General features: G+C 67.5%; 29 protein-coding genes. 12 read left to right on the plus strand and 17 right to left on the minus strand.

Annotated features, from left to right (window positions below; all coding sequences use genetic code 11):
- Nucleotides 1-32: 32 nt before the first annotated feature.
- Nucleotides 33-239, minus strand: coding sequence for a hypothetical protein (locus EPO52_RS12370; RefSeq protein WP_290806911.1), 207 nt, complete (start codon nt 237-239; stop codon nt 33-35).
- The gene (locus tag EPO52_RS12375; protein ID WP_290806913.1) at nt 236-1,162 is read right to left on the minus strand and encodes an SPFH domain-containing protein; all 927 of its coding nucleotides are present in this window, start codon (nt 1,160-1,162) and stop codon (nt 236-238) included. The genes EPO52_RS12370 and EPO52_RS12375 overlap by 4 nt, the downstream gene beginning before the upstream one ends.
- Before the next feature lie 125 nt (nt 1,163-1,287).
- On the opposite strand from EPO52_RS12375, the gene EPO52_RS12380 reads away from it, so the two are divergent.
- Nucleotides 1,288-2,052: an HAD-IIB family hydrolase gene (locus EPO52_RS12380; RefSeq protein ID WP_290806915.1), complete on the plus strand. Its 765-nt coding sequence runs from the start codon at nt 1,288-1,290 to the stop codon at nt 2,050-2,052.
- Between the two features lie 101 nt (nt 2,053-2,153).
- Here EPO52_RS12380 and EPO52_RS12385 read toward each other — a convergent pair whose 3' ends face one another.
- Nucleotides 2,154-3,752, minus strand: a complete 1,599-nt coding sequence (locus EPO52_RS12385) for a cation:proton antiporter (protein WP_290806917.1) — start codon at nt 3,750-3,752, stop codon at nt 2,154-2,156.
- Between the two features lie 69 nt (nt 3,753-3,821).
- On the opposite strand from EPO52_RS12385, the gene EPO52_RS12390 reads away from it, so the two are divergent.
- The 3 genes from EPO52_RS12390 (at nt 3,822) to EPO52_RS12400 (ending at nt 5,670) form a co-directional block, all read left to right on the plus strand.
- Nucleotides 3,822-4,595, plus strand: a complete 774-nt coding sequence (locus tag EPO52_RS12390) for a MerR family transcriptional regulator (RefSeq protein ID WP_290806919.1) — start codon at nt 3,822-3,824, stop codon at nt 4,593-4,595.
- A gap of 54 nt (nt 4,596-4,649) precedes the next feature.
- A complete protein-coding gene (locus tag EPO52_RS12395) occupies nt 4,650-4,985 on the plus strand; it encodes a nuclear transport factor 2 family protein (protein ID WP_290806921.1) in 336 nt (111 codons plus the stop codon).
- 91 nt (nt 4,986-5,076) lie between these two features.
- Nucleotides 5,077-5,670, plus strand: coding sequence for a GNAT family N-acetyltransferase (locus tag EPO52_RS12400; RefSeq protein ID WP_290806923.1), 594 nt, complete (start codon nt 5,077-5,079; stop codon nt 5,668-5,670).
- 253 nt (nt 5,671-5,923) lie between these two features.
- Here the strand turns inward: EPO52_RS12400 and EPO52_RS12405 are convergent, their stop codons facing one another.
- The 5 genes from EPO52_RS12405 to EPO52_RS12425 all read right to left on the minus strand — a co-directional run bounded on the left by EPO52_RS12405 (nt 5,924) and on the right by EPO52_RS12425 (nt 7,864).
- Nucleotides 5,924-6,223, minus strand: a complete 300-nt coding sequence (locus EPO52_RS12405) for a hypothetical protein (RefSeq protein ID WP_290806924.1) — start codon at nt 6,221-6,223, stop codon at nt 5,924-5,926.
- A gap of 97 nt (nt 6,224-6,320) precedes the next feature.
- A complete protein-coding gene (locus EPO52_RS12410) occupies nt 6,321-6,521 on the minus strand; it encodes a hypothetical protein (RefSeq protein ID WP_290806926.1) in 201 nt (66 codons plus the stop codon).
- A 97-nt stretch (nt 6,522-6,618) separates the two neighbouring features.
- Nucleotides 6,619-7,029: a hypothetical protein gene (locus tag EPO52_RS12415; protein WP_290806928.1), complete on the minus strand. Its 411-nt coding sequence runs from the start codon at nt 7,027-7,029 to the stop codon at nt 6,619-6,621.
- Nucleotides 7,030-7,200: 171 nt separating this feature from the next.
- Nucleotides 7,201-7,479, minus strand: coding sequence for a hypothetical protein (locus EPO52_RS12420; RefSeq protein WP_290806930.1), 279 nt, complete (start codon nt 7,477-7,479; stop codon nt 7,201-7,203).
- 88 nt (nt 7,480-7,567) lie between these two features.
- Nucleotides 7,568-7,864 carry a hypothetical protein gene (locus EPO52_RS12425; protein ID WP_290806933.1) on the minus strand — a complete coding sequence of 99 codons (297 nt, stop codon included), beginning with the start codon at nt 7,862-7,864 and terminating at the stop codon, nt 7,568-7,570.
- Between the two features lie 329 nt (nt 7,865-8,193).
- Here EPO52_RS12425 and EPO52_RS12430 point away from each other — a divergent pair, with 329 nt between their 5' ends.
- Nucleotides 8,194-8,739 carry a phosphoribosyltransferase family protein gene (locus EPO52_RS12430; protein WP_290806935.1) on the plus strand — a complete coding sequence of 182 codons (546 nt, stop codon included), beginning with the start codon at nt 8,194-8,196 and terminating at the stop codon, nt 8,737-8,739.
- Nucleotides 8,740-8,826: 87 nt separating this feature from the next.
- On the opposite strand, the gene aceB is transcribed toward EPO52_RS12430, so the two are convergent.
- Together aceB and aceA are read right to left on the minus strand one after the other, a co-directional pair.
- Nucleotides 8,827-10,464 (minus strand): malate synthase A, encoded by a 1,638-nt coding sequence (aceB, locus tag EPO52_RS12435; protein WP_290806937.1) that lies wholly within the window; start codon nt 10,462-10,464, stop codon nt 8,827-8,829.
- A 111-nt stretch (nt 10,465-10,575) separates the two neighbouring features.
- Nucleotides 10,576-11,868, minus strand: coding sequence for an isocitrate lyase (gene aceA / locus EPO52_RS12440; protein ID WP_290806939.1), 1,293 nt, complete (start codon nt 11,866-11,868; stop codon nt 10,576-10,578).
- Between the two features lie 264 nt (nt 11,869-12,132).
- On the opposite strand from aceA, the gene EPO52_RS12445 reads away from it, so the two are divergent.
- On the plus strand, nt 12,133-12,609 hold the full coding sequence (locus EPO52_RS12445) for a cupin domain-containing protein (RefSeq protein ID WP_290806941.1): 477 nt from the start codon (nt 12,133-12,135) through the stop codon (nt 12,607-12,609).
- On the plus strand, nt 12,606-13,334 hold the full coding sequence (locus tag EPO52_RS12450) for a prolyl oligopeptidase family serine peptidase (protein WP_290806943.1): 729 nt from the start codon (nt 12,606-12,608) through the stop codon (nt 13,332-13,334). The genes EPO52_RS12445 and EPO52_RS12450 overlap by 4 nt, the downstream gene beginning before the upstream one ends.
- Before the next feature lie 40 nt (nt 13,335-13,374).
- Here the strand turns inward: EPO52_RS12450 and adhP are convergent, their stop codons facing one another.
- The gene (gene adhP, locus EPO52_RS12455) at nt 13,375-14,385 is read right to left on the minus strand and encodes an alcohol dehydrogenase AdhP (RefSeq protein ID WP_290806945.1); all 1,011 of its coding nucleotides are present in this window, start codon (nt 14,383-14,385) and stop codon (nt 13,375-13,377) included.
- Between the two features lie 175 nt (nt 14,386-14,560).
- On the opposite strand from adhP, the gene EPO52_RS12460 reads away from it, so the two are divergent.
- Together EPO52_RS12460 and EPO52_RS12465 are read left to right on the plus strand one after the other, a co-directional pair.
- Entirely contained in the window at nt 14,561-15,088 is a 528-nt protein-coding gene (locus EPO52_RS12460) for a hypothetical protein (protein WP_290806947.1), read from the plus strand.
- A 93-nt stretch (nt 15,089-15,181) separates the two neighbouring features.
- Nucleotides 15,182-16,615 (plus strand): helix-turn-helix domain-containing protein, encoded by a 1,434-nt coding sequence (locus EPO52_RS12465; RefSeq protein ID WP_290806949.1) that lies wholly within the window; start codon nt 15,182-15,184, stop codon nt 16,613-16,615.
- A 17-nt stretch (nt 16,616-16,632) separates the two neighbouring features.
- On the opposite strand, the gene EPO52_RS12470 is transcribed toward EPO52_RS12465, so the two are convergent.
- The 5 genes from EPO52_RS12470 to EPO52_RS12490 form a co-directional block, all read right to left on the minus strand.
- Nucleotides 16,633-17,739, minus strand: a complete 1,107-nt coding sequence (locus EPO52_RS12470; protein WP_290806951.1) for a hypothetical protein — start codon at nt 17,737-17,739, stop codon at nt 16,633-16,635.
- Nucleotides 17,740-17,809: 70 nt separating this feature from the next.
- Nucleotides 17,810-19,171, minus strand: coding sequence for a PQQ-binding-like beta-propeller repeat protein (locus tag EPO52_RS12475; RefSeq protein WP_290806953.1), 1,362 nt, complete (start codon nt 19,169-19,171; stop codon nt 17,810-17,812).
- Nucleotide 19,172: 1 nt separating this feature from the next.
- Entirely contained in the window at nt 19,173-19,535 is a 363-nt protein-coding gene (locus tag EPO52_RS12480) for a hypothetical protein (RefSeq protein WP_290806955.1), read from the minus strand.
- 1 nt (nt 19,536) lies between these two features.
- Complete coding sequence (locus EPO52_RS12485) at nt 19,537-19,779, minus strand: hypothetical protein (protein WP_290806957.1); 243 nt, start codon at nt 19,777-19,779, stop codon at nt 19,537-19,539.
- Between the two features lie 21 nt (nt 19,780-19,800).
- Nucleotides 19,801-20,115, minus strand: coding sequence for a hypothetical protein (locus EPO52_RS12490; RefSeq protein ID WP_290806959.1), 315 nt, complete (start codon nt 20,113-20,115; stop codon nt 19,801-19,803).
- 182 nt (nt 20,116-20,297) lie between these two features.
- On the opposite strand from EPO52_RS12490, the gene EPO52_RS12495 reads away from it, so the two are divergent.
- The 3 genes from EPO52_RS12495 to EPO52_RS12505 are packed head-to-tail and all read left to right on the plus strand — an operon-like array spanning nt 20,298 to nt 23,192.
- Nucleotides 20,298-20,915, plus strand: coding sequence for a response regulator transcription factor (locus EPO52_RS12495; protein ID WP_290806961.1), 618 nt, complete (start codon nt 20,298-20,300; stop codon nt 20,913-20,915).
- A gap of 26 nt (nt 20,916-20,941) precedes the next feature.
- Complete coding sequence (locus EPO52_RS12500) at nt 20,942-22,117, plus strand: ATP-binding protein (protein WP_290806963.1); 1,176 nt, start codon at nt 20,942-20,944, stop codon at nt 22,115-22,117.
- Nucleotides 22,104-23,192: a hypothetical protein gene (locus EPO52_RS12505; protein WP_290806965.1), complete on the plus strand. Its 1,089-nt coding sequence runs from the start codon at nt 22,104-22,106 to the stop codon at nt 23,190-23,192. The genes EPO52_RS12500 and EPO52_RS12505 overlap by 14 nt, the downstream gene beginning before the upstream one ends.
- Here EPO52_RS12505 and EPO52_RS12510 read toward each other — a convergent pair.
- Nucleotides 23,170-24,774: a hypothetical protein gene (locus EPO52_RS12510; protein ID WP_290806967.1), complete on the minus strand. Its 1,605-nt coding sequence runs from the start codon at nt 24,772-24,774 to the stop codon at nt 23,170-23,172. The two genes, EPO52_RS12505 and EPO52_RS12510, sit on opposite strands and share 23 nt — an antisense overlap.
- Between the last annotated feature and the right edge of the window lie 372 nt (nt 24,775-25,146).

Consider the following 25,146-nt stretch of genomic DNA (forward strand, 5'->3'; position numbering starts at 1 on the left):
GCGATGTCGTCGACGAGGGCACGCCCGGCGGGTCACTGCTCGGAGTTCTTCCGCGGTCGCCCGCGGGGGTTCGGGGGCTTGAGCCCCGCCGGTGCTCTGCCCGCTTTGGCCAGCGCCTGGCGCAGAACCATCTCGATCTGCGCGTTCACGCTCCGGAGGTCATCCGCGGCCCAGCGAGCGAGAGCGTCGTGCAGGGCGGGATCGATGCGCAGCAGGAGTTGCTTACGCTCCGCACTCACGACGAGTAGAGAGTCCCGGTGTTCACGATGGGCGACGCGGGCTGATCACTGCAGAGCACGACCATGAGGTTGCTCACCATGGCGGCCTTGCGCTCGTCGTCGAGTTCGACGATGTCGTCCTCGCTGAGCTTCGTGAGCGCGAGGTCGACCATCCCCACCGCGCCCTCGACGATGCGCGTGCGCGCCGCGACCACGGCGTTGGCCTGCTGCCGGCGCAGCATCGCCTGGGCGACCTCGGCCGCATAGGCGAGGTGGCTGATGCGCACCTCGACGATCTCCACCCCGGCGAGCGAGATCCGCTCGGCCACCTCGTGAGCCAGCTCATCGGCGACCTGATCGGTCGATCCGCGCAGCGAGGTGTCTCCCGATCCGGAGTCGTCGTAAGGATGCGTCGTGGCGATGTGACGGAGGGCCGATTCCGCCTGCACCGACACGAAGTCGACGTAGTTGTCGACCGCGTAGGTCGCCTTCGATGTGTCGGCCACCTGCCACACCACGATCGCCGCGATCTCCACCGGGCTCCCGTCGGCGTCGTTGACCTTCAGCCGGTTCGTCTCGAAGTTGCGCACCCGAACGCTCACGTTCCGTCGCGTCGAGAGTGGCATGACCATGGACATGCCCGTGCGGCGCACGGTGCCGACGTAGCGGCCGAAGAACTGCACGACCTTGGTCTGGCCGGGCTGCACGATCACGAGCGAGGTGAGCGCCAGGATGAACGCCGCGAAGAACGGCAGGGAGAGCGCCTTGGCGGCTTCCGGCAGCACGAGGAGAGCGAATGCTCCGACCGTGAAGAGCGCGGCGGCGACCGCCAGCCCGACTCCGCCGGGAAGCAACCCCGCGGCGCGCTCGGTGATGTCGACGCGGACGCCGTCGTGCCCGACCGGCACGGGTTCGACCGTGGTGGGACTCATCTCGGTGGTCATGATCGCCTCTCGCTCGACAGTGAAAAAGTGATATCACTTTACCGCGATCCCCGGCGCCGTGCGAATATCCATCCTCGGTCTGTCAGAATCATTGCTGATCTTCCCCCGATTCAAGGAGTACCCCTGTGACGACGAACGTCCGCCTAGTCGCCTTCGACCTCGACGACACGCTTGCCGCATCCAAGGCCCCGCTCGACCCCGCGATGGCCGGTCTGATCGTGCGCCTGCTCGAGACGGTGGAGGTGTGCGTCATCTCCGGCGGGCAGTTCGGGCAGTTCGAATCGCAGCTCGTGGCGAACCTCCCCGAGGGGGCGGATGCTCTGCTCACGCGCCTGCACCTCATGCCCACCTGCGGCACCCAGTACTACCGCCACGAGGGCTCCGGCTGGAACCAGGTGTACGCCGAGAACCTCACCGACGCCCAGAAGCAGGAAGCCCTGACCGCCGTCGAGTCCGCCGCCAAGGAGCTCGGCTTCTGGGAGACCGAGACCTGGGGGCCCATCCTCGAAGACCGCGGCTCGCAGATTACGTTCTCGGCCCTCGGCCAGGCGGCACCCGTGCCGAACAAGGCCGCGTGGGACCCGTCGGGCACCAAGAAGGAGACCCTCCGCGCCGCCGTGCAGGCCGTGCTGCCCGAGCTCGAGGTGCGCTCCGGCGGCTCGACCTCGGTCGACATCACCCGCAAGGGCATCGACAAGGCCTACGGCATGAACAAGCTCGCCGAGATCACGGGCATCCCGCTCGCCGAGATGTTCTTCGTGGGCGACCGCCTCGACGAGGGCGGCAACGACTACCCCGTCAAGGCGATGGGCGTGCGCACCCAGGCCGTCGAGGGCTGGCACGACACCGCCCAGTTCGTCACCGGCTTCATCACGGCGCGAGGCCTCTAGAGCCCCAGCCCCGCCGAACTCGGGTTGCGAGGTCGCAGAATTCGTCGCGCTTTCGGCGGTTCGGCGACAAATCCTGCGACCTGGCTACGCGGAAGGCGCGCTCACTCACCGCGGCGCGGCCTGCCGATGTTGAGCTCGGTCTCCTCCACGTCGATCTTGGCGAGCACCGACTTCACCGCGCGTTCCTGGTAGCGGCCCTCGGCGCGCGCCTTGAGAACCGCCTCGCGCTCCGCCTCGATCATCACGCGCCGCAGCCGGTTGTAGGCCTTGGCCGGCGGCTCGACGCCGTCGGGCGCGGGGTTCTCCAGCGCGTCGGACAGGAAGGTCGCGTTGAGCCGAAGGCGGTCGACGACGCGCTGCTCGTCGGCATCCGTCACCTGTTCGTCGAGTCGCGCGAGCCCCACGCTCTGCGCCTCGGCCATCAGCATGTGCACCTCGGTCATCTCCTGCGAGAAGTCGGGCGGCGGCAGTTTGAGCCGCCGGATCACGAAGGGCAGCAGAGCCCCGCCGAGCAGTGTGCCCACCACCACGACGAAGGCCAGGAACTGCAGGAACGCGCGCCCCGGCGTCGACTCCGGCAGCAGGAACACGGCGGCGAGCGTCACCACGCCCCGGATGCCCGCGAACGACACCGCGATCCCGTTGCGCCAGCTCCATCCCCGCGCCCGCAGCCACTGCGGCCCGAAGCGGTACACGGAGGTGGTGAACATCATCCACACGAACCGCGAGAGGAAGATCGCGAGGAGCAGCACCACCGAGATCACCACGGTCTGCCACACGCCCGGCCCGTCCATCACGGCTTCCTGGAAGATGCCGAACAGACTCAGCCCGATGAACAGGAACACGGCGTTCTCGAGCAGGAACTGGATCGTGCGCCAGTTGAGCGACTCGGCGATGCGCGCCTCGGCGGTCTGGATGACCGGCGCCCGGAACCCGAGGAAGAGCCCGGCCACGACCACGGCCAGCACCCCCGACCCGTGCAGCAGCTGCGCGGGGATGAACGCGAGGTACGGCGTGATCAACGAGAGGCTCGTGTCGAGCACGGGCGCGCGCAGGTGCTTGCGGATGAATCCCAGCACGAACCCCACGACGAACCCGATCCCGACCCCCACCACGACGGCGACCGCGAACTCCAGAACGACCCCCCAGGCGTTCAGCGGCTCGACCGACGGATTCGAGGCGCTCACGATGGCCGCGATGGCGGCGTTCAACGCGACGAGGGCGGTGGCGTCGTTGAGGAGGCTTTCGCCCTCGAGCACGGTCACGAGCCGCCGGGGCAGCTTCAGCCGGCCCGCGATCGCGGTCACGGCAACCGCATCCGTCGGCGCCACGACGGCCCCGAATGCGAACGCGGCGGCCAGCGAGATCGCCGGAACGATCAACCACGCGGTCAGCCCGACGGTCACCACGGTGAACGCGACGAGCCCCACCGAGAGCAGCAGGATGCCGTCGCGCCTCGCCCGCACATCCGCGAACGACGTGCGGATGGCCGCCGCGTAGAGCAGAGGCGGCAGCAGCCCGTAGAGAATCAGATCCGGTTCGACCGTGATGGTCGGCACACCGGGAATGAACGAGGCGACGGCCCCCACCACGACCAGCACGATCGGCGCCGAGACGCCGGCCCGCCCGGCCAGGCCGGTGACCGCCACGGTGACGGCGATGAAGAGCACGATCCAGATGATGGTTCCGACCGGGTCCATGGTGATCATTATCGCTGGCCCGCCACCTCCGACGCGAAGAGGGCCGATGATGGAGGGGTGAGCTCTCTGATGACCATCGGCGATTTCTCCCGGGCCACGCGATTGAGCGCCAAGGCCCTCCGCTTCTACCATCAGGCGGGGGTGCTCTCGCCGGCACAGGTCGATGCGGGCAACGGCTACCGGATGTATGCCGCGGGCCAGATCGCGGAGGCCGAGGCCATCCGCACCTACCGAGCTCTCGACATGCCCCTGGACCTGATCCGGCAGGTACTGGCGGCGCCCTCGCCGCTCATCCGGGACCGGCTCCTGGAGCGCCATCTCGCGCGCCTGGAGCAGCAGCTCGACGCGACCCGGTCGGCGATCGCGGCGCTGCAGAGCCTCCTCCGGCCTTCCGGCGACACGATCCCCCTCGAGCGCCGCAGTCTTCCACCCACTCCGGTGGCGATCATCCGCGAGACGATCGAGCTCGCCGATCTCGGCGCCTGGTACGCCGCGGCGATGGGCGATCTCGATCGGGCCGTCGAAGCCGGCCTGGAGCCTCAAGGGCACCGCGGCGGACTGTGGGGCACCGAATTGTTTCTCGACGAGCGCGGTCTCGCGGCACTCTTCGTGCCGATCCGATCGCTCGAGGTCGAACTCTCAGGGCGCCTTCGGACCGAGTGGCTTCCCGCAGTCGAGCTCGTCGTGGCCCGGCACGAGGGAACCGACGACACCGTCGCCGAGGTCTACGCCGCTCTCGGGCGCCACGTCGCGGAGCACGAGGTCAGTGCCGAGGATGCCATCCGGGAGACCTACATCTCGTCGACCGTGACGGAGATCGGATGGCCGGTCGTGGCCGCTTGACCTTCCCCTGACGGGAAGGCTGAGAGTCGAGGGAACCGACCGGAAGGAACCTCGATGAACCAGACCGACCTCTCCCCCGCCGCGCAGCGGTACTTCGACCTGATGGAGCAACCGGACAAGAGCCTGGTCATCGAGGTGTTCGCTCCGGATGCCGTGGTTCTCGACAACGGCCACACCTCCAGCGGGCTCGAGGAGATCCGGGCCTGGCTGACCGGGCCGGCTTCGGAGTTCACCACGACGTCGACCCGGCTCGCGGCCGACCACAGGGCCGAGATCTCCACTGCGGCGATCGAGATCGCGGGCGACTTCCCCGGAAGCCCGGTCATCCTGCACTACCGATTCACGCTGAACGCCGCCGGGCAGATCACCGGTCTCGCGATCACGACCTAGCTCTCCGCTACCGAATGGCGGTGCCGGCTCAGAGGCGCGGACGGTGTCCTCGGTGTCCTCGGTGTCCGAGGCATCATGATCTAATTTCCGGATGCAGGAACGCAGAGTGGTCAGGAGCGACTCGCCTGACCGCGCCGAGCTGGAGGCGCAGGGGTGGCTCGTCATCGCTCGATCGTGGGGCGCCGGCCTGATCGTCGACGACCGGCGGCGCGATCGGTTGCGACCCCTTGTGGATCGCGTGCGGACGCTCGTCGACATTCGGGAGCTCACCGCCACCGACGCCGACGAAGCGCTGACCCTGGATCGCGAGACCGCCGACGACTATCCGGGCGACGTCGCCACAGCGCATGAGGCGCTCACCGCCGACCGAGCGACACCCACGGCCGACCATCGCGGCTGGGGCGCCTTCACTCTGGACGGCCGGCTCGTGGCGATGACGTTCGCCGACAGCGGCCCGGATGTCACAGAGACCGACTTCACCGTCGTGCGCCGAGAATGGCGGGGCCGAGGCCTCGGCACCGCGGTCAAGGCCGCGTGTGTGCTCGCGCTGGCCGAGGAGGGGCGCAGAACCTTCCGCACGGGCGGGTCGATGGACAATCCGGCGAGCATCGCGGCCAACCGAGCCGTCGGCTACGAACTCGACGAGGAGTGGCTGACCTTCGCGGGCGGAAGCCAGAGCTCCTGACATCGTCGACGGGTAGCCGCGTGTGACGCTCAGTCTCCGGACAACCCAGCTCCAGACCAGCTGAAGATCAAGGACGCATACAGACCGACCACGGTGATCAGCGCACTCCCGACCGTGATGATCGCCCACTTCATCCTGTAGCGGCGTTCCTGCGACTCCATGCTGCGACCGTATCTCACGACGTCGCTCCACTGGAACCAGGCGCGTCGCCCTCTGTGCAGCCCGATGAGCTGTAGCCACGACGACATCATCGTCAGCTCTTCCTCGTGGCACGTCGGTCGAGAGTGTCCCGGATGAGCAGCGTTGTGTCGTCGGGACGCTTCGGTGGGTGCTCCACGAGCCTCGCCAGCGGCGAGACGGCGACGAGCACCAGACCGAGGGTGAGGAGCACCTCGGCAAGAATCTCAGCGATCGTGAATGCGGTACCCGCCAGCAGTTCGGGGCCGATGAGGCTGTTGGCGATCTGCAAGCCGAACAGTCGCGCCGAGACGCCGATGACACTGAGAGCCAGGCCGATCCAGAACATGTGCTTCGAGGTCAGTTTCGGGGGCATGAATGAATGATCCCTTCGTGGAGCCGCTCGCCCCACGTCATGAGACCTGCAATGCAAGCATCGTGACGACGGGCATCCGCTCGGTGGATGCCCCGGACTAGAGGCGGTACCCCATGCTGCCGGCGGCGATCTGTGCTTGCACCTGGCGAAGCTCCTCGGCCAGAGCGGGGTCTGCGGCAGAGACGTGGTCGGCACGTCGACCCACCCGGTTCTTCTGACGAAGGAGTGCAATCACTCCGACGAAGGCGGCAGCAAGCCCCACCGATCCTGCGGCCACGGCTGCGATGACGATCCCCATGAGCACATTCCTTCCGGCGAGTTGTGTTCAGGCTAACTTCGACAGCCGACGATTACCACCGTCGCCCCGAGCCGTCAGTGGGAGCCACTCCCGAAGCCTAGTTCTCGACCTCTCGCAGAGCGCCGTACTCCACGGTGATGTAGCTCTTCCCGACCGTTGCCACATCGATGACACACGTCCAGTCTCGAGCGAGGTCTGGCGCGCCGGAGTTCCGCAGGGTGGACGTTCCCGTCACAGTGACCAGCTCGAGGTCGTGCTGCCGCTCTGGCGCAGAGACCACGACGTCGTCCGCCACCACGTTGACTCCGATGGTTTCGCTGAGGTCATCAAACGAATACGTGACAGCGGCACATCTGTCGACGACCGCTGCGTATGGGCCTTCGTAGACGACCGAGTTCGCCGGATCGAGATCCCACGATTCGACGCAACCGCACGTCAGGGCTGCAGCACTCGCAACCGCCACGAGCGCGACCACCCGTCGGCGCAACAGCGGTACCCGTGTCTGCATCGAAGCCCATCCCCTTCCGCGCCTTTGGATACCTAAGCCACTCAAGATAGTCGTCGCAGAGTCACCGAGCGTCCTTCGCGCGCGACGACGCGATGCTGAACCCCGCCCAGAACGCACGTGCGACGGCACCGAGATCCACCCGAACCGCGCCCCACCTGACGCCCGCCGGCATCACCGCACCGGCTCCTGCTTCCCGGCATCACGCCCGCGCTCTGCCTCGAAGCGCCTGCGTCGGCGCTCCGCCACCACCACCTGAGAGATACCGACGGCGAGCCACACCAGCATCATCACCGCCGTGAACCAGCGGAAGGCGCTGTCGCTCGAATCGATGACGATGAGCGCCACCTCCACCCCAAGCAGCACCGCCGACGCCACGACTATGACGAGACCGATCGTGCGGCGCCTCCCGAGCGCGATCCGCTGCTGGATCAAGCTCCTGCCATCACTCATCTCCCACCCCCGCCGAGGAGCCTACGCTTCCACCCCCAGCGGGCGACGAGGCATTGGTACGCGTCGTGATCAGGTGCAGCCGATGGCGTCAGATGCTCGACGAATGCACGAGCAGCCACACGAAGGCGCTGAATGAGACGAGCCCGAGCACCGCGCCGACGATCGATCCGATGAGGCTGAACGTGGGCCAGACGGCATCGGGCTGGCGGCTCATCCTGAACCCCTGCGCGGCGAAGAGCAGCGGCACGAAGCAGGCGAGCACGGAGAACGTCCACGTGCCTCCAGCCTTGGCCGTCGACGCCACGAGGTAGATGGAGAACACCGCGATGGCGATGCTGAGGATGGCGCAGACGCGCGCCGAAATCGGTTCGTTCCGCCCAGCCACGACCGAATCCTATCGACACGGACTCGAAGCACGTTGCTGCGCGCTGCGACTTACTCTTCCTTCCGTTCTCGCGGCACTTTGAGCTCGATGCCGAGCATCCCCGCGAGAAAAAGTCCGGAACCGATCACATACAGCGCTGGTGGCCCGAGGAGGCCGCGACAAGGAAGAGAAGCATCATCAGACCGAGTACTGCGGCCGTACCGGCGACCTTCATGCGAGTGTTCCCATCCGAGCTGACGAGACATCCCTCGACGGGCACCAGGCGCTGGCCGATCGGCCCGCTCGTTTGTCGGCCGCCGCGGGTCCAAAGGCTGAGAAGATGGGTCACCATGGGGACGCTCCACCAGCAGCTGCAAGCCACGTTCAGGTGGATCGGTGATCGAACCGACCCTGACTACCGAGCCGATCCGACAGGCTGGTGGCGCGATCCTGAAATTCTCGCCGAGCTTGGGCCCGCGTTGGCAAGCCTGTTCTGGGACGAGAATCCGACCGTCGTCGTCGCGACCCAGTCAAGGGGCACGCTCCTCGGCACGCTCGTGGCGGTGTGTCTCGGAATCGGCATGACAGAGGTACGGAAAGGCGCGAATCGAGCAGCCGACAGCGATGCCTGGTGGGAAGCAACAACAGCCCCCGACTATCGCGACTCTCAACTGCGACTTGGAGCGCGCAAGTCATTGCTCAAATCTGGCGACCGAGCTCTCTTCGTCGATGACTGGATTGCGACAGGGGCTCAAGCCCAGGCCACGCAGGAAATCGTGGAGAGGAGCGGCGCTACCTGGGTCGGCGCGGCTGTCGTCGTAGATGGCCTGGAACGCTCTCACTTGCGGAGAGCTCTGAATCTTCGTGCGGTTCTTAACATTCGCGACCTGATGTAGCGCACGGGCCGCAGTGAGCTGAGAACCATCTCCGCACACGATGCGCGGGGGCTGCACCGCCTCGCAGTGCAGCCCCCGCCCCGAGACCTACGCCGCAACCGCCTCCCGCGCAGGAGCGGTGTCGACCAGGTAGTGCGCGTACGCCGGGATCGTCAGGAACGTCGGGAAGTCGTCCTCCAACGCCACCATCCGCACGATGTTCTCCGCGTCGTCGAACCGATCGGCCAGCGAGCGGTCCATCGACCGCATCACGTCGTGCAGCACGCTCTCGACGTACGAGCGGGTGATCGGCGTGCCCTCGGCGGTCACGATGCTCTGATGGATCCACTGCCACAGCTGCGACCGCGAGATCTCGGCGGTGGCCGCATCCTCCATCAGGTTGTCGATGGCCGCAGCCCCGACCCCGCGCAGCCAGCTCTCGATGTACCGGAGCGCCACCGACACGTTCGACCGCACCCCCGCATCCGTCACCGTGTGGGTGATGCCCGAGAGGTCGATGAGCTGCGACGCGGTCACGTGCACCTCGGGCCGCTGCCGGTCGACCTGGTTGGGCCGGTCGCCGAGCACGGCGTCGAACTCGGCGCGGGCAGCTGAGATGAGCCCCGGATGCGCCACCCACGTTCCATCGAACCCGTCGCCGGCCTCGCGCCGCTTGTCGGCCGCCACCTTCTCCAACGCCTCCGACGTCACGAGCGGGTCGCGCCGGTTCGGGATGAACGCACTCATGCCTCCGATGGCATGCGCTCCCCGCTTGTGGCAGGTCTGCACGAGCAGCTCGGTGTAGGCACGCATGAACGGCACCGTCATGGTGATCTCGGAACGGTCGGGCAGCACGTAGCTGCGGCCCCGGTCACGGTAGTTCTTGATGAGGCTGAAGATGTAGTCCCACCGCCCCGCGTTGAGCCCGGCCGCGTGGTCGCGCAGCTCGTAGAGGATCTCGTCCATCTCGAACGCCGCCGAGATCGTCTCGATCAGGATCGTCGCCCGGATGGTGCCGTGCGGGATCTGCAGCGCATTCTCCGAGAAGGTGAAGATGTCGTCCCACAGCCGCGCCTCGAGGTGGTTCTCGAGCTTCGGCAGGTAGAAGTACGGCCCTCGGCCGCCCTCGATGAGCGCCTTGGCGTTGTGGAAGAAGTAGAGCCCGAAGTCGACCAGCGAAGCGGATGCGGCCCGGGTGTACCCGGCCCGGTCGCTGTACCCGATGTGCTTCTCCACGAGGTGCCAGCCACGCGGCCGCATCACGATGGTGGGCGTCTCGGCCGCGGTGACCCGGTACTCCTTGCCCTCCTCGCTCGTGAAGTCGATCTCGCCGCGGATCGCATCGCGAAGCGAGATCTGGCCGCCGATGACGTTCGACCAGGTGGGGCTCGTGGCGTCCTCGAGGTCGGCGAGCCACGCCTTGGCGCCGGAGTTCAGCGCGTTGATCGTCATCTTGCGATCGGTGGGCCCGGTGATCTCGACGCGGCGGTCTTCGAGCCCCGGCCCGGCACCGGCCACGCGCCAGGTGGTGTCGGCGCGAACGGATGCGGTCTCGGGCAGGAAGCGCAGGTCGCGGCCGTTCTCAATGGCTTTGCGCTGAACCATCCGGTCGTTGAGGCGTTCCTGGCGTCGCCCGGCGAACTGGTCGTGCAACCGGGCGAGGAAGGAGAGCGCCTCGGGGGTGAGGATCTCGTCGAACCGCTCCTGCAGTTCGGCGTGAACGGTGATCTTGGTGTGGGAGGTCATGTCAATCAGCCTTTCGCTGGTGCCGAAACGACGGAGATTCCGGATGATTCGGGGTAACGACGGACCCAGAAAGTCCAATCTCCGCGAATCTCCGTCGTTTACGGCGAGGGATCAATGGAATTGTTCGGACTCGGTCGACCCCACGAGCGCAAGGGTGGCGCTCTCGGGGTTCAGGGCCGTGGCGATCCGGTCGAAGTAGCCGGTGCCCACCTCACGCTGGTGTTTCGTGGCGGTGTAGCCGTCGGCCTCGGAGGCGAATTCGGCCTCCTGCAGCTCGACGTAGGCGCTCATGTGACGCTCGCCGTACCCGCGGGCGAGGGTGTACATGGAGTGGTTCAGGGCGTGGAAGCCCGCGAGGGTGATGAACTGGAACTTGTAGCCCATCTCCGACAGGTCGCTCTGGAACGTGGCGATCTGCGCATCCGTCAGCTTCGACTTCCAGTTGAACGACGGCGAGCAGTTGTAGGCCAGCAGCTTGCCGGGGAACTCGGCGTGGATCGCCTTCGCGAACTCGCGAGCCAGCTCGATGTCGGGCTCGGATGACTCGACCCAGATCAGGTCGGCATAGGGCGCGTACGCCAGCCCTCGTGAGATGACGGTGTCGATGCCCGGGGTGGTTCCGTAGAACCCCTCCGGGGTGCGGGAGCCATCGAGGAACGGAACGTCGCGCGAATCGACGTCGCTCGTGATGAGGTTGGCCGCGAGCGAGTCGGTGCGCGCGATGATGATGGTCGGCACGCCGGCCACATCCGCCGCGAGCCGGGCCGCGTTGAGGGTGCGGATGTGCTGGCTGGTGGGGATGAGCACCTTGCCGCCCATGTGCCCGCACTTCTTCTCGCTGGCGAGCTGGTCTTCCCAGTGCACGCCGGCGGCTCCCGCCTGGATCATCGACTTCATGAGCTCATACGCGTTGAGCGGTCCGCCGAAGCCGGCCTCGGCATCCGCCACGATCGGAACAACCCACTCGCGCTCGGGCAGCCCCTCGGCGAACTCGATCTGGTCGGCACGCAGCAGCGCGTTGTTGATACGGCGCACGACGGCCGGCACCGAGTTGGCCGGGTAGAGGCTTTGGTCGGGGTACGTCTGGCCGCTGAGGTTGGCGTCGGCGGCCACCTGCCACCCGGAGAGGTAGATGGCCTTGAGTCCGGCGCGAACCTGCTGCACGGCCTGGTTGCCGGTGAGGGCGCCGAGGGCGGCGACCCACTCGTCTTCGCGGTGGATGAGGTTCCACAGGTTCTCGGCACCGCGGGCGGCCAGGGTGTTGTCCTCGGCCACCCGTCCGCGGAGCGCCACGACGTCTTCGGCGCTGTAGTCGCGCTGAATGCCGTTCCAGCGGGCGTCGGTCTTCCAGCTCCGCTCGAGGTCGGCGGCGGTCTGGGTCTGGTCTCCTGGTCGGGTGGTCATGTCTCGCTCCAATGCGGTGTGCCATGTCAGCTGGAAAAGCTGCTTGGGTTCGACTCTGAGGCCTCTCCAACCGGTCTTTCCCGGTTTCGTCGCCAGAATTACGGGCGTTCTTCTGCTTTCTCGAAGAAGCGGATGCTTCCTGACCCGCACCCGGCTCAGGGCATCCGGTGGGAGAACCCCGTGGCGCCCGAGGAATAGTGGCGCACCGCAGGATGCGTCGGCCACACTGGCACCACCGCATCCGTTTCAGCGAGGAGAACGACGATGAGCACCGAAGAGATCATTCTGGGCGACCTGCCGGCCGGTATCGTTCGGGCCGACGAGGCCTTCGGAGGCCGCGTCTGGAATGTCCTGGGTCACACCTACACGACCAAGGTGGAGAGCGCCAACACCTACTCGTGGCTCTCGTTCGACCCCGCCGGCACGGGCGTTCCACCGCACGTGCATCCCACCCAAGATGAGTTCATCTACGTCTTCGAGGGCATCTACACGCTCTACCTCGATGGGCAGTGGACGACCGCCGGCCCGGGTGACCTGGTGCAGATGCCGCGCAACCTGCCCCACGCCTACTACAACAAGCAGGAATCGGATGCGAAGTCACTGTTCTGGGTCAGCCCCGGCGGCAAGCTGGCCAACCTGTTCAGCCTCCTCCACAACGTCACCGACCCCGACGAGGTGGTGCGGCTGTCCGCGCTGAACGGCGTCGACTTCCTGGCGCCGGGCAGCGTCGAAGGGGCGTGACGGCGACGGCGGGAGACCAGGCAGGGCCCGACCGCACCCTCCGCTACGGGTCCGACGACGATCAGCGCGTCGAGCTCACCCATCCGAGCGGGCAGGCGCGGGGCACGGTGGTGTTGATTCACGGCGGGTACTGGCGGGCGCCTTTCACGTCGGAGCTCATGCACCCTCTCATCCCCGAGTTCACCGCGCGCGGGTGGTCGGTGGCGAACGTGGAGTACCGACGAGGTCGAGCCGGATGGGCCGCGACCCACGACGATCTCCTCTCGGCGTTGGCTGCGGTGAGATCAGAGAGCCCGCATTCGCGGCTGGCGATCGTCGGCCATTCCGTCGGCGGCCAGTTGGCCTTGCTCTGCGCGGAGGCGGCTGATGCGGTCGTCGCCTTGGCGCCCGTCACCGACATCGTGCGCGGGTATCACGAGGGCATCGGAGACGGAGCCGTCGCCGAATTCTTCGGCGCCCATCCCGACGCGATTCCTGAGAGGTATGCGTCGGCTTCGCCGCTGGCCCAGGTGCCGCCCCGAGGCGAGGTCGTGATCGTTCATGGGAGCGACGACGCTCGCGTTCCCATCGCCCACTCCCGCGACTACCTCGAGGCTGCCCGGGCGGCGGGCGCGCGGGCGGAACTCATCGAACCGCCTCAGCTCGCGCACCTGGATGCGATCGCTCCCGACGCCCCACACTGGGGCCGCGTGCACTCGTGGCTCGATCGGTGGGTCGCGGGGTGACCTTTCCGAACAGCACCCGGCACCTGCTCACGCCGAGGCGTCAGTACTCGAAGACGAGGCGGGCGAGCACCTTGCCGGAGAGCACCTCGGCGATGGCGTCGTTGACCTGCTCGAGCTTTCGGCCTTCCGCGATGATCTTGGTGCGTCCTGCAGCGTGGAGCGCGAAGACCTCGGCGAGGTCCTGGCGGGTGCCGACGATGGAGCCGATGATCGAGATCCCCTTGAGGACGGTTTCGAAGATGGAGATGCTCATCTGCTGCTCCGCGGGCAGAGCGACGCAGATCAGCCGCCCACCCCGGTTCAGCGACGCGAACGCCTGCTCGAACACCCGCGGGGAGGCTGCGAGCACGACCGCGACATCCGCTCCACCGATGGCCTTGATCGCGGCGACCGGATCGACCTCGGCCGCATTGACGAGATGGTCGGCTCCCAGCTCGCGGGCGAGTTCGAGTTTCGGGTTCTCGACGTCGACGGCCACCACCGTGCCACCCAGGATGCGCGCGTACTGCACGGCGAGGTGTCCGAGACCACCGATGCCGAACACGGCGACGCGTTCGCTCGGCACGATGCGGGCGACCTTGAGCGCCTTGTAGGTCGTCACTCCCGCGCACGTCAGGGGCGCCGCATCCAGCGAGGTGATGCCCTCCGGAACGGGCACCACGAACCGGGCACTCGCGACGGCGTATTCGGCGAAGGCGCCGTCGACGGAGTAGCCGCTGTTCTGCTGCTGCTCGCAGAGCGTCTCGCGGCCGTCGATGCAGAAGCGGCACTCGCCGCAGGCGTAGCCGAGCCACGGGATCGCGACGCGTTCGCCGAGGGTGCGGTCGGTGACGCCGTCGCCGAGCTGCTCGACGATGCCGACGCCCTCATGGCCGGGCACGAACGGAACAGTGGGCTTCACCGGCCAGTCGCCGTGTGCGGCGTGGATGTCGGTGTGGCACAGCCCACACGCCTCCAAGCGCACCAGCACCTGCCCGTGGCCGGGGGTCGGCACCTCCCGCTGTTCGATCTCGAGCGGTGCGGTGAACGAGGTGACGACGGCGGCTCTCATGGGCGGTTTCCTTACACTCGGCGCGGTAGTGGGGATGATCAGGACGGGCCAGCGCGATTCGCCGTCAGACGGAACGCTGCCAGCACCCCGTTCGCGCCGGCGGGCCCTTAGTCCTTCGCCGGAGCGTGTGACCTTCGTCACCGCCGACGCGCCACTCCACGCGCAGACTCAGTTCATGACGAACAGATCGGGATGCGCCACCGTGGACACGCCTCGCCCGATCGCACCGCGGCTGAGTCACGGAGCCCTCGTGGTGATCACTGTCTTCAACGCCCTTTCGGCCCTCGCCGGAGGGATCGCGATTCTCGCGGGCTTGCTGCCGTTGCCTCCCTCGATGCTCGAGGGCAGCCCCTTCGACTCCTTCTTCTGGCCGGGCGTCATCTTGCTGTTCGTCATCGGCGGCAGCCAGACCGTCTCGGCGCTTCTTCTGCTCTGGCGGTGGAAGTCGTCTCTGCTCTGGTCGGCCGTGGCGGGCTTCGGCCTGATCATCTGGATCTTCGTCGAGACGGGAATCATCGGAGGATCCTCGTGGCTGCAGATTCTCTATTTCGCGACCGGGGTGGCCCAGCTGACCCTCGTGCTCGCGCTGCTGGGTGTGGTGACCCGGCGCCCGCCCTCTGCGCCGGCACTTACCCCGCCCGAATTGCCGCCCGTATTCGGCAATTCAGTGGATGAGATCCGCATTCGAAGCGAACATGGCTGAAAGTTTCAGTATTCTTCTGTTTTTCTGAAGAACCGACGGTGAGAGGCTGTCGATATGCCCCCACAGCGTCCTGCACACGTCGATGATGACTACATGCTCGATTCCCTCACCATCGGCCGCCGCATCCGGCAGCTCCGTTCGGAGCGCGGCCTGACGCTCGACGACCTCGGTACCGCCATCGGCCGCGCGCCCTCGCAGGTCTCGGTGATCGAGAACGGCAAGCGCGAACTGAAGCTCGGTGAGCTGCAGCGCTTCGCGCGGGTGCTGGATGTCTCGATCGACCAGTTGCTCTCCTCGGAGCCGCCGACGCACCGGGCCGCACTCGAGATCGCCCTGGAGCGAGCGCAGCGCGGACCGTTGTTCGCCTCGCTCGGCCTCCCTCCCCTGCCGGTGCGCAAGACACTGAGCGACGAGGCGATCGAGACGATCCTCGGCTTGCACCGCGAGCTGGAGCGGGTGCACGGCGAGCGCGCTGCGACCCCCGAGGAGGCGCGGCGGGCGAACACCGAGCTGCGCCGCACGATGCGCCAGCGCAACAACTACTTCGCCGACCTCGAGCAGACGGCGGCGGAGTTGCACGCGGCGGTGGGACACACGGGTGGCCCGTTGTCGCAGCGCGTCGCATCCGATCTGGCATCGCACCTGGGCTTCTCGCTGCACTACGTGGGCGACTTGCCGGGTTCGACGCGGTCGGTCACCGACCTGCGCAACGGCCGCATCTACGTGCCGCTGGGGCAGTCACCGGATGCCGACCCGCGCTCGGTGGTGCTGCAGGCTCTGGCCGGCCACGTGCTCGGCCACTCCGAGCCGGCCGACTACGCCGAGTTCCTGCGCCAGCGGGTGGAGACGAACTACCTGGCGGCGGCGCTGCTGGTGCCTCAGAGGGGTGCGGTCGACATCCTGACGCAGGCGAAGGATGCGCGCGAGCTCTCGGTGGAGGACCTCCGCGATGCGTTCGGCGTGAACTACGAGACGGCGGCCCACCGCTTCACGAACCTGGCGACGGAGCACCTGGGCATCCCGGTGCACTTCTTGAAGGTCGACTCGAGCGGCATCATCTCGAAGGCGTACGAGAACGACAACGTGGCCTTCCCGACCGATGCGCTCGGCGCGATCGAGGGCCAGACCGTCTGCCGCTTCTGGAGCGCCCGCCGGGTCTTCGACGTCGAAGACCGCTTCAGCCCCTACCACCAGTACACCGACAAGCCGGTGGGCACCTATTGGTGCACCTCGCGCATCCAGACCTCGGGCCGCGGCCAGTTCTCGGTCTCGGTGGGCACCAACTTCGCGAACGCGAAATGGTTCCGCGGCCGAGACACCCCCACCCGCTTCCACTCGGGCTGCCCCGACGAGTCGTGCTGCCGCCGCCCGCCGGCGAGCCTCGCCACCCGCTGGCAGGGCCAGGCCCACCCGTCGGCCCGCCTCAACTCCTCGCTGCACGCGGCGATGCCGACCTCAGGATTCACAGGCGTGGACACCACGGAGGTCTTCGAGTTCCTGGAGCGCCACGCGCCCACATCGTCATGACCTGGGGCCGGTGCCGATCACCCTCCCACGGTGGCTCCGGCAAGTGTCATCGAGGCCACGGTGCTGGTGACGACGGGATCGTCGGAACTCGGTGAGCTGTCGACGCTGGAGAGCACGAACGATGACAGGTCGCTCGTGGCGCCGTCGGGATATCGCGGTGAGATCCAGTTCTTCAGGATCACCGAATACGACGACGGCGAGAAGACCTCCCCGTCACCGGGCTGCTCGTATCTGACAGAGGTCTTCGCGGTCGACGACGAGTCGGCCGCTTCGGAGCACGTGGGCCCACTGGTGTAGTCGGCTTCGAGATAGGCGGTGACGATCGGCTCGGCGCCCCTCTCGACCGATAATGACCATGCCGCCGACATCGGGGAGTCACTCCCCTCCGTCATGCTGCGCATCAACAGCGCAAGTGGGATGACAGCATCCGTGGCGGGGTCGAATCCGCAGGCAGAACCGGGCATGTAGGGAGCGACCTCGACGGTGGTGGTCCCGTCGAAGTAGCTCTTGTCCAACGGCACGACGGCATCGCCGGTGAGCGGCACCCCGACCGCGAGCACGGCGTTCCAGGAGTACCCGAGCCGTGTCTGGACGCTCCAGGACATGCGATCAGACGTCATGTCGACCAGGTAGTTCGACAGCCGCACCATGTTGTCCACACCGAATTGCGTGCAGCCCGCCGAGAGACTCTCCGGCGTCGTCTCCGAGGCGGCAAGACCCCAGTACTCCTCCCCGAGGAGTTGGCTCACCCAGGTCGATTGCTGGTCGGGGGTCAGGCCGAGGAACACCGCGCAGCTCGGCGATGACGCGTCCGAATCGATGTTGGACAGCACATAGGCTTCACCGACGTGAGCAGGGCACTGTTCTTCGTAGATTCCCGAGACGGGCACCTGCTGAACTCCGTTGGCGCCGTACACCGGCAGAGTCCGATCGCCGAAGGCCTGCTGGCGTTCAGTCTCACCGAGTGCGAGGAAGCTGTCGCAGTCCTGCGGGCCGCTCGGCTCTGCCACGATGTCTTCCGACGACTCAGAGGATGTGGTGGAGCATCCGGAGAGCAGCGCAGCCGCGGTCAGCGCTCCGAACATGAGAGCCGCCGCGGTGGAAAGCGCTCGATGACGCGTCATTCTGGTCCTTCCGTCGGTCGCAGAGAACGTGGCCGTTCCCCGCGGCGCAGGCAGCGGCCGCAGTCGTTGTTCACGCGATCTTCCCCAGCTGGGCGAACGTGAGCTGGCCTTGGGGGTGTCGGATGAGGGTGTACGGGGTGCCGTCGCCGTCGATCACGCCGTACCCGCTGGAGAACCCGAACTCGTGCATCACGGTCCATCCTTCGGTGCCGAACACGGGCACGTCGAAGCCCGCGCCGGTCGACTGGTCGTGCGACGGTGCAGAGGGGTCACGGTCTCCGGTCGTCGACGAGACGATGTCGATGCCCGCCGAGGTGCTGATCCAGGTTCTGCCGTCGAATGCTCCGAGCAGGCGGAGCGAGCCGAGAGAGTCCTTCGCCGAGGCCGGGAGTTCGTACTCGACGGCCCCGGCACTCGAGTAGACGCGCATCGCCGGTTTGCCCTCGGGAATGAAGCCTCGGCTGCCGAGGAAGGACAGCACGGCCTCTCCGGTGACCGGGTCGAACACCGCCTCGTCGAATCCGTCGTCGATGATGGTGCCCGTGGCCGGATCGACGATGCTGCGGGTCAGGCCTCCGGTCGGGGTCGACAATGATCCCCGCAGGTACGACGGCGAGGAGGTCGCCGCGATCGAGTTGAGCTGCGGGTTGGTCCAGATGAGGGCGCCGGTCGCCGGCGCGACCGCGGAGACCGCGCCGTCCCAGCTCGCGATGAGCAGACCCGGGCCAAGCACGATCAAAGCGTCGGAGCGGAGATCCTTCGGCGAGTCATGCCGCCACAGAACGGTGCCCGAGTGCACATCGATGCCGACGAGCACCGAGGTGTCGTAGCCGACCCGGGTCGCGAACACCAGGATGTCGCCGATGAGGGTGGCATCGCCCCCGAGCCCGGCTTGTGTCCACCCGATCTGCTCGACGACCCCGGTGATCGAGGGATCGAGCTGCACCGGAGGCGTCGCCACGCCCCGACCGTCGAAGGATTGCAGACGGATCTGATCGGGAACGGTGTTCAAGCCGGAGGGCGCAGTTCTGATGAGCGCCACGGAGACGGCTCCGACGGGAGCGTCCGGATCCTGCTGCACGGCCCACCTCGTGTCGAGGCGCTCCTCGTCCACGCCCTCTTCGGGGATCAGCGACGCAGGCTGCACCTGATCGAGTGTGTACAGCTGCTCATCGACGACCAGGGCTCTCGGCCCCGCCTTCGGTGGTGGCTCGCCGACATCCAGATCGCCTTCGCGGCGCGTGGCGAAGGCCACAGGGGTGGGCGTGGGCGACGCGGTCGGAGTCGGCCGGGCGCTGCTTTCGACCGGTGACGGCGTTGCTGCAGCCGTCGCGGACTCGACCGAGGCATTCTGAGCCTGACACCCCGAGAGCCCGATGGCCAGCGCCGTGAGCGCGACGGTCAGCGCCAGCGAGAGTCGTGGCGTCGACACCTCAGAGTCGTCCTCGCACGTATCCGCTGAACTCGCGCAAGGTGCGGTAGGCCGGGGCGCTCCAGGGCGAGATCGGGATGAACATCACCGTGTCCCTCGTGCGCATGTAGTCGGGAATGCGGAACGTGACGGTCGTTGCGCCCGAGTCGTCGGTGGTGAGGGCCACCGTGAAGACGGCGTGCTGCACCCGCACGAAGTTGCGCACCACGCCCTTGATGCCTCCGTTGGCGGTATCGGTCAGAATCACCTTCTCGCCCTGCGCGACTTCGGCGGCGTCGTTCACCAGGCGGCGCAGCTCGGACACCGGCCGCGTGCTGCGGGCCGTGAACTCGAGCTCACGCATCTTGTCGTCGATGCCGGCCACGTCAGATCGCCTCGTCGTCGCGCTGGGCGATGCGATGTTCGGCGTTCGCCCGTTTGGCCGACTGATACATCCGCTGTCCCGCCCACGAGAGCACTCCGCCCGCAACGAGCAGCACGAGGATGATCGGCAACTGGCTCGGGTAGAAGCCGATGATCGCCATCCAGATGATGCCGATGAGGAGGAGGATGACGCCGACGGCGACGAGCGCGGCACCAGGCGCGGTGGACTTGGGTTCAGTGGTCATGAGTTCGATTCCTCTGATGGTCTACTGGCGTGTGAAGACGAGCGAACCATTGAGTGTCATGGTGTCTCCGTCGATGGAATAGCTGTAGGTGGCGGTGTTCGGCGGCTGATTCACGACCAGGGTGTCGCCGCTAAAGGAGCAGGTCATCCCCCCGCCGATGTCGAGAGACTGGCCCTGAGTCCAGTACATGTTCGTGCAGGCGCCGTTCTCGTCGATGGTCGCCGACGTGCCGTCGGGTGCCACCCAGACTCCGACGGGCGATCCGGATGCGCCCGAGCATCCTGCGAGCCCGAGACACCCCGCAACCAGCACGACACCGACAACAGCTCTCTTCATGTTTCCCCCCTTGCGCCCGACGCACCGCGGACGTCTCGACGCTAGGGAACGGCGTGCCGACGAGGTAGCCCCCAGGTTCACCGGCACGCGAACGGGGGGCACCGCTCACCAGCACAGCCCTCTACACTTGTCGAGTCTGAGGGGGCGAGATGGCGCATGCGGAGGTCGTGCGGATCGGGATCGTGGACGATCACGAATCCGTCGCCCTGGGGCTGCGGGAGGCATTCCGCGGTCTGCGTGAGGTAGACGTGGTGGCATCGGCCTCGACGGTCGTCGAGTTGCTCGCCATCACGGGCGATCTCGACATCGTCATCCTCGATCTGCGGCTCGCTGACGGCTCGTCCCCGGTCGTCAATGCCGAGCGGCTCGCGGAACGCGGCGCGAAAGTGATCGCCTACACGTCGGGCGAGCATCCGCAGCTCATCAGACTCGCGGCGACCAGCGACGTGGTCGCTCTCGTGCGCAAGTCGTCGCCGATCGAGGTTCTCATCGAGACCGTGGACGGGGTGCGGCGAGGGGCCCACCTGCTGTCGCCCGAGTTGGCGGCGGCCATTCACTCGGATCCTCATATCCGGAGCGCTGGCTTGAGTGCGCAGGAGGTGAACGTGCTTCAGCTGTTCGCCGACGGGGTGAAGTCGCAGGTCGTCGCCAGCGAGCTCGGCATAGCGGCCGGCACCGTGGACGACTACGTCAGGCGCATCCGTGTGAAGTACACCGCAGCAGGAAGACCCGCCCACACCAAGGTCGACCTCTACAAGCGAGCAGTCGAAGACGGCCTGCTACCGGTGCCGCAGGCCTGATGGGGCGCGATGGCACTGCGGCGGGGATGACCGAACAGCGGTTCAGGCGCATCATGGTGCTCTGTTTGGGCGCGGCCTCGCTCGCGTTCGCGGGAGTCAGCTCGGGCGCTCTCGTGGTGCAGTCGCAGCACGAGACTCCTTGGTGGGCGGTCGCTTCGATCGTGATCGTGTTCGGGTCGCCCATCATCTCGGCGGTCGCCGAGCTGGCCGGCCTCGATCACCTCGCGCGCGCGGCCCTCATCTTTACGACTGCAGGATTTCTCGTGGTGATGCTGACACTTGAGCAGGGGTTGCACGGGGGCGCTCTGCCCGCGTCGGTCGGCGCCCCGTGGATCTTGGGCATTACCCCGCTCGCCGCGGCCAGCGCCGCCCTCGCGCTCCCGCCGCTTGGCGCGTGGGCATACTCCCTGGTGATCGCCTCCCTTGTCGCCGTCGATCGGATCCTCGCCTTTCCGGGCTCGATCGTCGACGTCGCTCTGCAAGACGCGCTGGTGGCGTTGCTGCTGCAGTCGGTTTTCGCAGGCCTCACACTCGCGACCCTCCGCGCATCGCGCTCGCTGGACGCGGTGGCGAGAGCCATCCGGATGGAGGCCATCGCTGATGCCCGCGCCGACGCACGCTTGCGTGAACAGAGACACGCAGATGCCCTCATCCATGACACCGTGCTGGCGACCTTGCTGCTCGCGGCACGGGGCTCGAGCGCGCACAACGACCAGGCCGTTGCGCTGGCGCAACGCGGGCTCGAGCAGATCGACCGGCTCGGCGCACCACAGGCCGTGGACATGGCACCGCCGCTCGACGCTGACGAGCTGATCTGGCGTGTGCAGGCGATGGCCACCGACCTCGACCCCTATGCCCGCTTCACGTGGGCGGCTTCGGGTGATCTCTCCGTCCCGTCGGTCGTCGCCGACACGATCGTCGACGCCGCGAGTGAGGCCCTGCGCAATTCTCTTCAGCACGCGGGACGCCACGAGGTGTCGCGAGCAGTGGTGGTCGACATCCGCGACGCCGAGCTGCACGTGGCCGTGCTCGACGACGGTGAAGGATTCGATCCCGCGAGCGTGCGACCCGACCGCCTCGGCATCCGGCTCAGCCTCGAGCAGCGCATGGCTGCGGTCCTGGGCGGCTCGGCCGTCGTCTCCTCGCGTCCGGGCGCGGGCACGAGCGTCGTGATCCGGTGGCGGGCCGATGCGGCCGGCTGAGCGGGCGGCTTCCGTCGATGTCGCCGCTCTGGTGGGCATCCCGGGAGCCGGCTCCCGGGCTCTGCTCGCGATCTACGTGGTCACCATCGTCACTCTCGCGCTGACTGCGGGTGGCGAGCCGATGAGATCGTGGTCGGGCTGGCTTGCGCTCGTTCTCTCGGTTGCCACGGCGGTGATCGTCGTCTCGGGGCGTATGCACCCTCTTCCCCAGGTGAGGACGATCGTCGTCGTGGCTGCCACGACTCTGTCGAGCATCGTGCTGCCCCTCGAGCTCGACGCCCGGTCGGGCAACGGATATGCGACCTGGCACATACTGGCCGGCACCCTCGTGCTGCTCGCGATGGCCGTGCGTGGGCGAATCGGGGCGGCGTGGGCCGGCTTCTCCCTGATGGCGGCGGCGACGGTGGTCTGGACCGTGACAGACGGCGCTGGAGTGCTGACGGGTCTCCTGATGGTGGCCCACGAGGCCGTCGCGCTGCTGGCCGGCACCCTGTTCGCCGTAGGCCTGGGCCGCATCGTGCGCCCCCTCGCGGAGTTGCACCGGCTCGACGCCGAGCATGCTGCGGCCACCGCAGCGGCGCAGGAATCGATCGACGAACGCACGGTGCAACGGCAGCGGCTAGAAGGCCCCGTGCGCGACGCCATCAACGAGATCGCTTCGGGTGAGTCTCCGTCGGAGGCGGCACGCGCGTCATACCGCAGTCTCGAGGGAGCGCTTCGCGACTCGATCCGGGGCCGGATGCTCTCGGTCGCCCCTCTCACGACAAGCGTTCGCGAAGCCAGGCTGCGCGGCGTCGACGTCTCGTTGCTGGACGATTCGGGCCTGAAGCACTCCGAAGGGGTGGAGCCGGCGCGCGATGCCCTGGTTCGCCGAGTCGCGGAATTGATCGACGATGTGCGCGTGGGCGCCGTGACGGTGCGCCTCACCGCAGACGGTGCACAGCTCGTCGCCGCCGTCGTGATCGGTGATCCGGACGGCTCGATGCGCCGGGCGCTGGTCAGCGCTCCAGCGTCGCGTGCCGCGATCGTTCCGGGCCAGGCGGCGAGCGGCGTCAGAGGCGGCCGAGGGCCGTGAGGAAGCGCTTCGTGTAGCCGAGGGCCGGGATCGAGGGTGTCGAGTTGCAGATGTTGGAGAGGGCTGTCGATCCGCAGGGCACATCGCGGTCGAGCGACCAGTAGTGCAGGCCCGCCAAGTCGTTGCGCAGGGCGTACGCCGTTATCTCGTCGATGTCCTGCAGCGTGAAGACCTCGTCGGCGACGTCGTTCACGGCGATCATCGGGGTGAGCTCGATCTTCGCCAGCGGCACGGCGGGGTAGCTGTGGCGCAGATTCGAGACCGCCTGGATGGCGGAGGCGCCCATGTCGCAGATGGCGCCATCCATCACGCAGACGGATGACGACGCGGACCCGTAGTCCATCACCATGAGGTTGATCGTGTAGTTGCGAAGCCCCGACGCGAGCACGGTGGCGATCACGGTGTCGCCGGTCTGGTTCACTCCCCCGAAGCTGCCGTCGGACGCGCCGAGGGTCGCGACCGTGAAGGAGAAGCGGAGGTTCGGATAGCGGTCTTGAACGGCGACGGCGGCATCGACCTGGTTGCGGATGTCGGCTGCCGACTGGCCGCGCTCGATGTCGAAGTCGATGCCGATGAGGTTGTCACTGGCGTAGCGATCGATGAAGGTCTCCATGCCGGCCGCGGATGCGCAGGTGAAGCTGCCTGCCGCTCCCCCGGTACCGAGGATGTAGTCGTAGCCGGCCGCGTCGAGCCCTGGGATGTTGGAGCTGGCGAAGTCCGGGCCTGAAACTCCGGCCCAGTTCTCCTCACCGCACTCCCCCGTCGCGAACGCGAGCGTGATGGCAGTGAGCTGGGGAAGCGTCGACTGCAGCGTGGTGCCGGTGCCGACGAGGGGTGTCTGGGTGCCGTTGACCGCGGTGGTTCCCATCGTGAAGCCGGTGCCCCAGAACATGGCTTGCGCGATGTCTTTGTAGGGGCTGAAGACCAGACCGCTCGGGGTACCTGTCGTGGGAGGCGTGCCGTCGCCGGGGGTGGCGGTCGGCGTCGGAGTGGGACCGGGGGTGGCGGTGGGCGTCGGAGTCGCGGTCGGCGTCGGAGTTGGGGTGGCAATCGGAGTCGCGGTCGCCGTCGGCGTGGGCGTCGGAGTGGCCGTGGGAGTCCCCGTGTCGCAGCTCGTCGCGCTCCAGTACTGCGGTGCCGCCGTGGGGGACCACCAGTTCGGCGCGTAGGTCGACACGTAGGCTTTGCCGTTGAACGTGACCTTGTCGCCCTTCGCGTAGGCCGGATCGCCGGAGTACGGCTGAACGAACGGCTTGCAGGCAACCGGGGTGGGCGTTGCAGTCGCCGTGGGTGTCGGAGTCGCCGTCGGAGTCGGAGTCACCGTCGGAGTCACCGTCGGAGTCGGAGTCACCGTCGGAGTCGGAGTCACCGTAGGCGTTTCAGTCGGCACGGATGTTCCCGTGCCGCAGGTCGTCTCGCTCCAGTACCGCGGTGCCGCCGTCGGTGACCACCAGTTCGGCGCGTACGTCGACACGTACCCTTTGCCGTTGAACGTGATCTTGTCGCCCTTCGCGTAGGCCGCATCGCCGGCGTAGGGCTGACGGAAGGGCGCGCATCCGGCGGTATCGGCAGCGGACGCCATGGCCGAAGCCCCTACGACCGACCCGCTCACCACGATCCCGAGGATCGCGATGAACGCAACCGCACTGAACCTGCCACGCCGCCTCGACGATTTCGACACGCCTGTACCTCCCCCGGCCCGCCGCACGAGACGGACCCCTCCGTCACGCTTGCGCGGTTGTGCATGAGCCTAGTGGCGCCAGCGGGCCGGCCCGATCGACACGAGTCGAACCCCGGGCCGCAAAGACCACTCCCTCAACGCACCCTGACTCCACCTAGAGCGCCGCGTAGCGCTGGGCGCCTAGCCCCGGAGCGTAGGGGTCACGCGCCGTGATGGCGAACCTGCAACCCGAGTTTCCTTCCCGCAACTGTGGTTGCCGACCCCGTCATGGTG

Source organism: Herbiconiux sp. (genome assembly GCF_004297105.1).
Lineage (GTDB): Bacteria > Actinomycetota > Actinomycetes > Actinomycetales > Microbacteriaceae > Herbiconiux.

Excerpts from the sequence above, each read along its gene's own strand:
- EPO52_RS12375 (WP_290806913.1), bottom strand. The coding sequence starts at position 1,162 with ATGACCACCGAGATGAGTCCCACCACGGTCGAACCCGTGCCGGTCGGG.
- EPO52_RS12385 (WP_290806917.1), bottom strand. The coding sequence starts at position 3,752 with ATGGACCCGGTCGGAACCATCATCTGGATCGTGCTCTTCATCGCCGTC.
- EPO52_RS12390 (WP_290806919.1), top strand. The coding sequence starts at position 3,822 with ATGACCATCGGCGATTTCTCCCGGGCCACGCGATTGAGCGCCAAGGCC.
- EPO52_RS12395 (WP_290806921.1), top strand. The coding sequence starts at position 4,650 with ATGAACCAGACCGACCTCTCCCCCGCCGCGCAGCGGTACTTCGACCTG.
- EPO52_RS12400 (WP_290806923.1), top strand. The coding sequence starts at position 5,077 with ATGCAGGAACGCAGAGTGGTCAGGAGCGACTCGCCTGACCGCGCCGAG.
- EPO52_RS12405 (WP_290806924.1), bottom strand. The coding sequence starts at position 6,223 with ATGCCCCCGAAACTGACCTCGAAGCACATGTTCTGGATCGGCCTGGCT.
- EPO52_RS12410 (WP_290806926.1), bottom strand. The coding sequence starts at position 6,521 with ATGGGGATCGTCATCGCAGCCGTGGCCGCAGGATCGGTGGGGCTTGCT.
- EPO52_RS12415 (WP_290806928.1), bottom strand. The coding sequence starts at position 7,029 with ATGCAGACACGGGTACCGCTGTTGCGCCGACGGGTGGTCGCGCTCGTG.
- EPO52_RS12420 (WP_290806930.1), bottom strand. The coding sequence starts at position 7,479 with ATGAGTGATGGCAGGAGCTTGATCCAGCAGCGGATCGCGCTCGGGAGG.
- EPO52_RS12430 (WP_290806935.1), top strand. The coding sequence starts at position 8,194 with ATGGGGACGCTCCACCAGCAGCTGCAAGCCACGTTCAGGTGGATCGGT.
- aceB (WP_290806937.1), bottom strand. The coding sequence starts at position 10,464 with ATGACCTCCCACACCAAGATCACCGTTCACGCCGAACTGCAGGAGCGG.
- aceA (WP_290806939.1), bottom strand. The coding sequence starts at position 11,868 with ATGACCACCCGACCAGGAGACCAGACCCAGACCGCCGCCGACCTCGAG.
- EPO52_RS12445 (WP_290806941.1), top strand. The coding sequence starts at position 12,133 with ATGAGCACCGAAGAGATCATTCTGGGCGACCTGCCGGCCGGTATCGTT.
- adhP (WP_290806945.1), bottom strand. The coding sequence starts at position 14,385 with ATGAGAGCCGCCGTCGTCACCTCGTTCACCGCACCGCTCGAGATCGAA.
- EPO52_RS12460 (WP_290806947.1), top strand. The coding sequence starts at position 14,561 with ATGACGAACAGATCGGGATGCGCCACCGTGGACACGCCTCGCCCGATC.
- EPO52_RS12465 (WP_290806949.1), top strand. The coding sequence starts at position 15,182 with ATGCTCGATTCCCTCACCATCGGCCGCCGCATCCGGCAGCTCCGTTCG.
- EPO52_RS12470 (WP_290806951.1), bottom strand. The coding sequence starts at position 17,739 with ATGACGCGTCATCGAGCGCTTTCCACCGCGGCGGCTCTCATGTTCGGA.
- EPO52_RS12485 (WP_290806957.1), bottom strand. The coding sequence starts at position 19,779 with ATGACCACTGAACCCAAGTCCACCGCGCCTGGTGCCGCGCTCGTCGCC.
- EPO52_RS12490 (WP_290806959.1), bottom strand. The coding sequence starts at position 20,115 with ATGAAGAGAGCTGTTGTCGGTGTCGTGCTGGTTGCGGGGTGTCTCGGG.
- EPO52_RS12500 (WP_290806963.1), top strand. The coding sequence starts at position 20,942 with ATGACCGAACAGCGGTTCAGGCGCATCATGGTGCTCTGTTTGGGCGCG.
- EPO52_RS12505 (WP_290806965.1), top strand. The coding sequence starts at position 22,104 with ATGCGGCCGGCTGAGCGGGCGGCTTCCGTCGATGTCGCCGCTCTGGTG.
- EPO52_RS12510 (WP_290806967.1), bottom strand. The coding sequence starts at position 24,774 with ATGGCGTCCGCTGCCGATACCGCCGGATGCGCGCCCTTCCGTCAGCCC.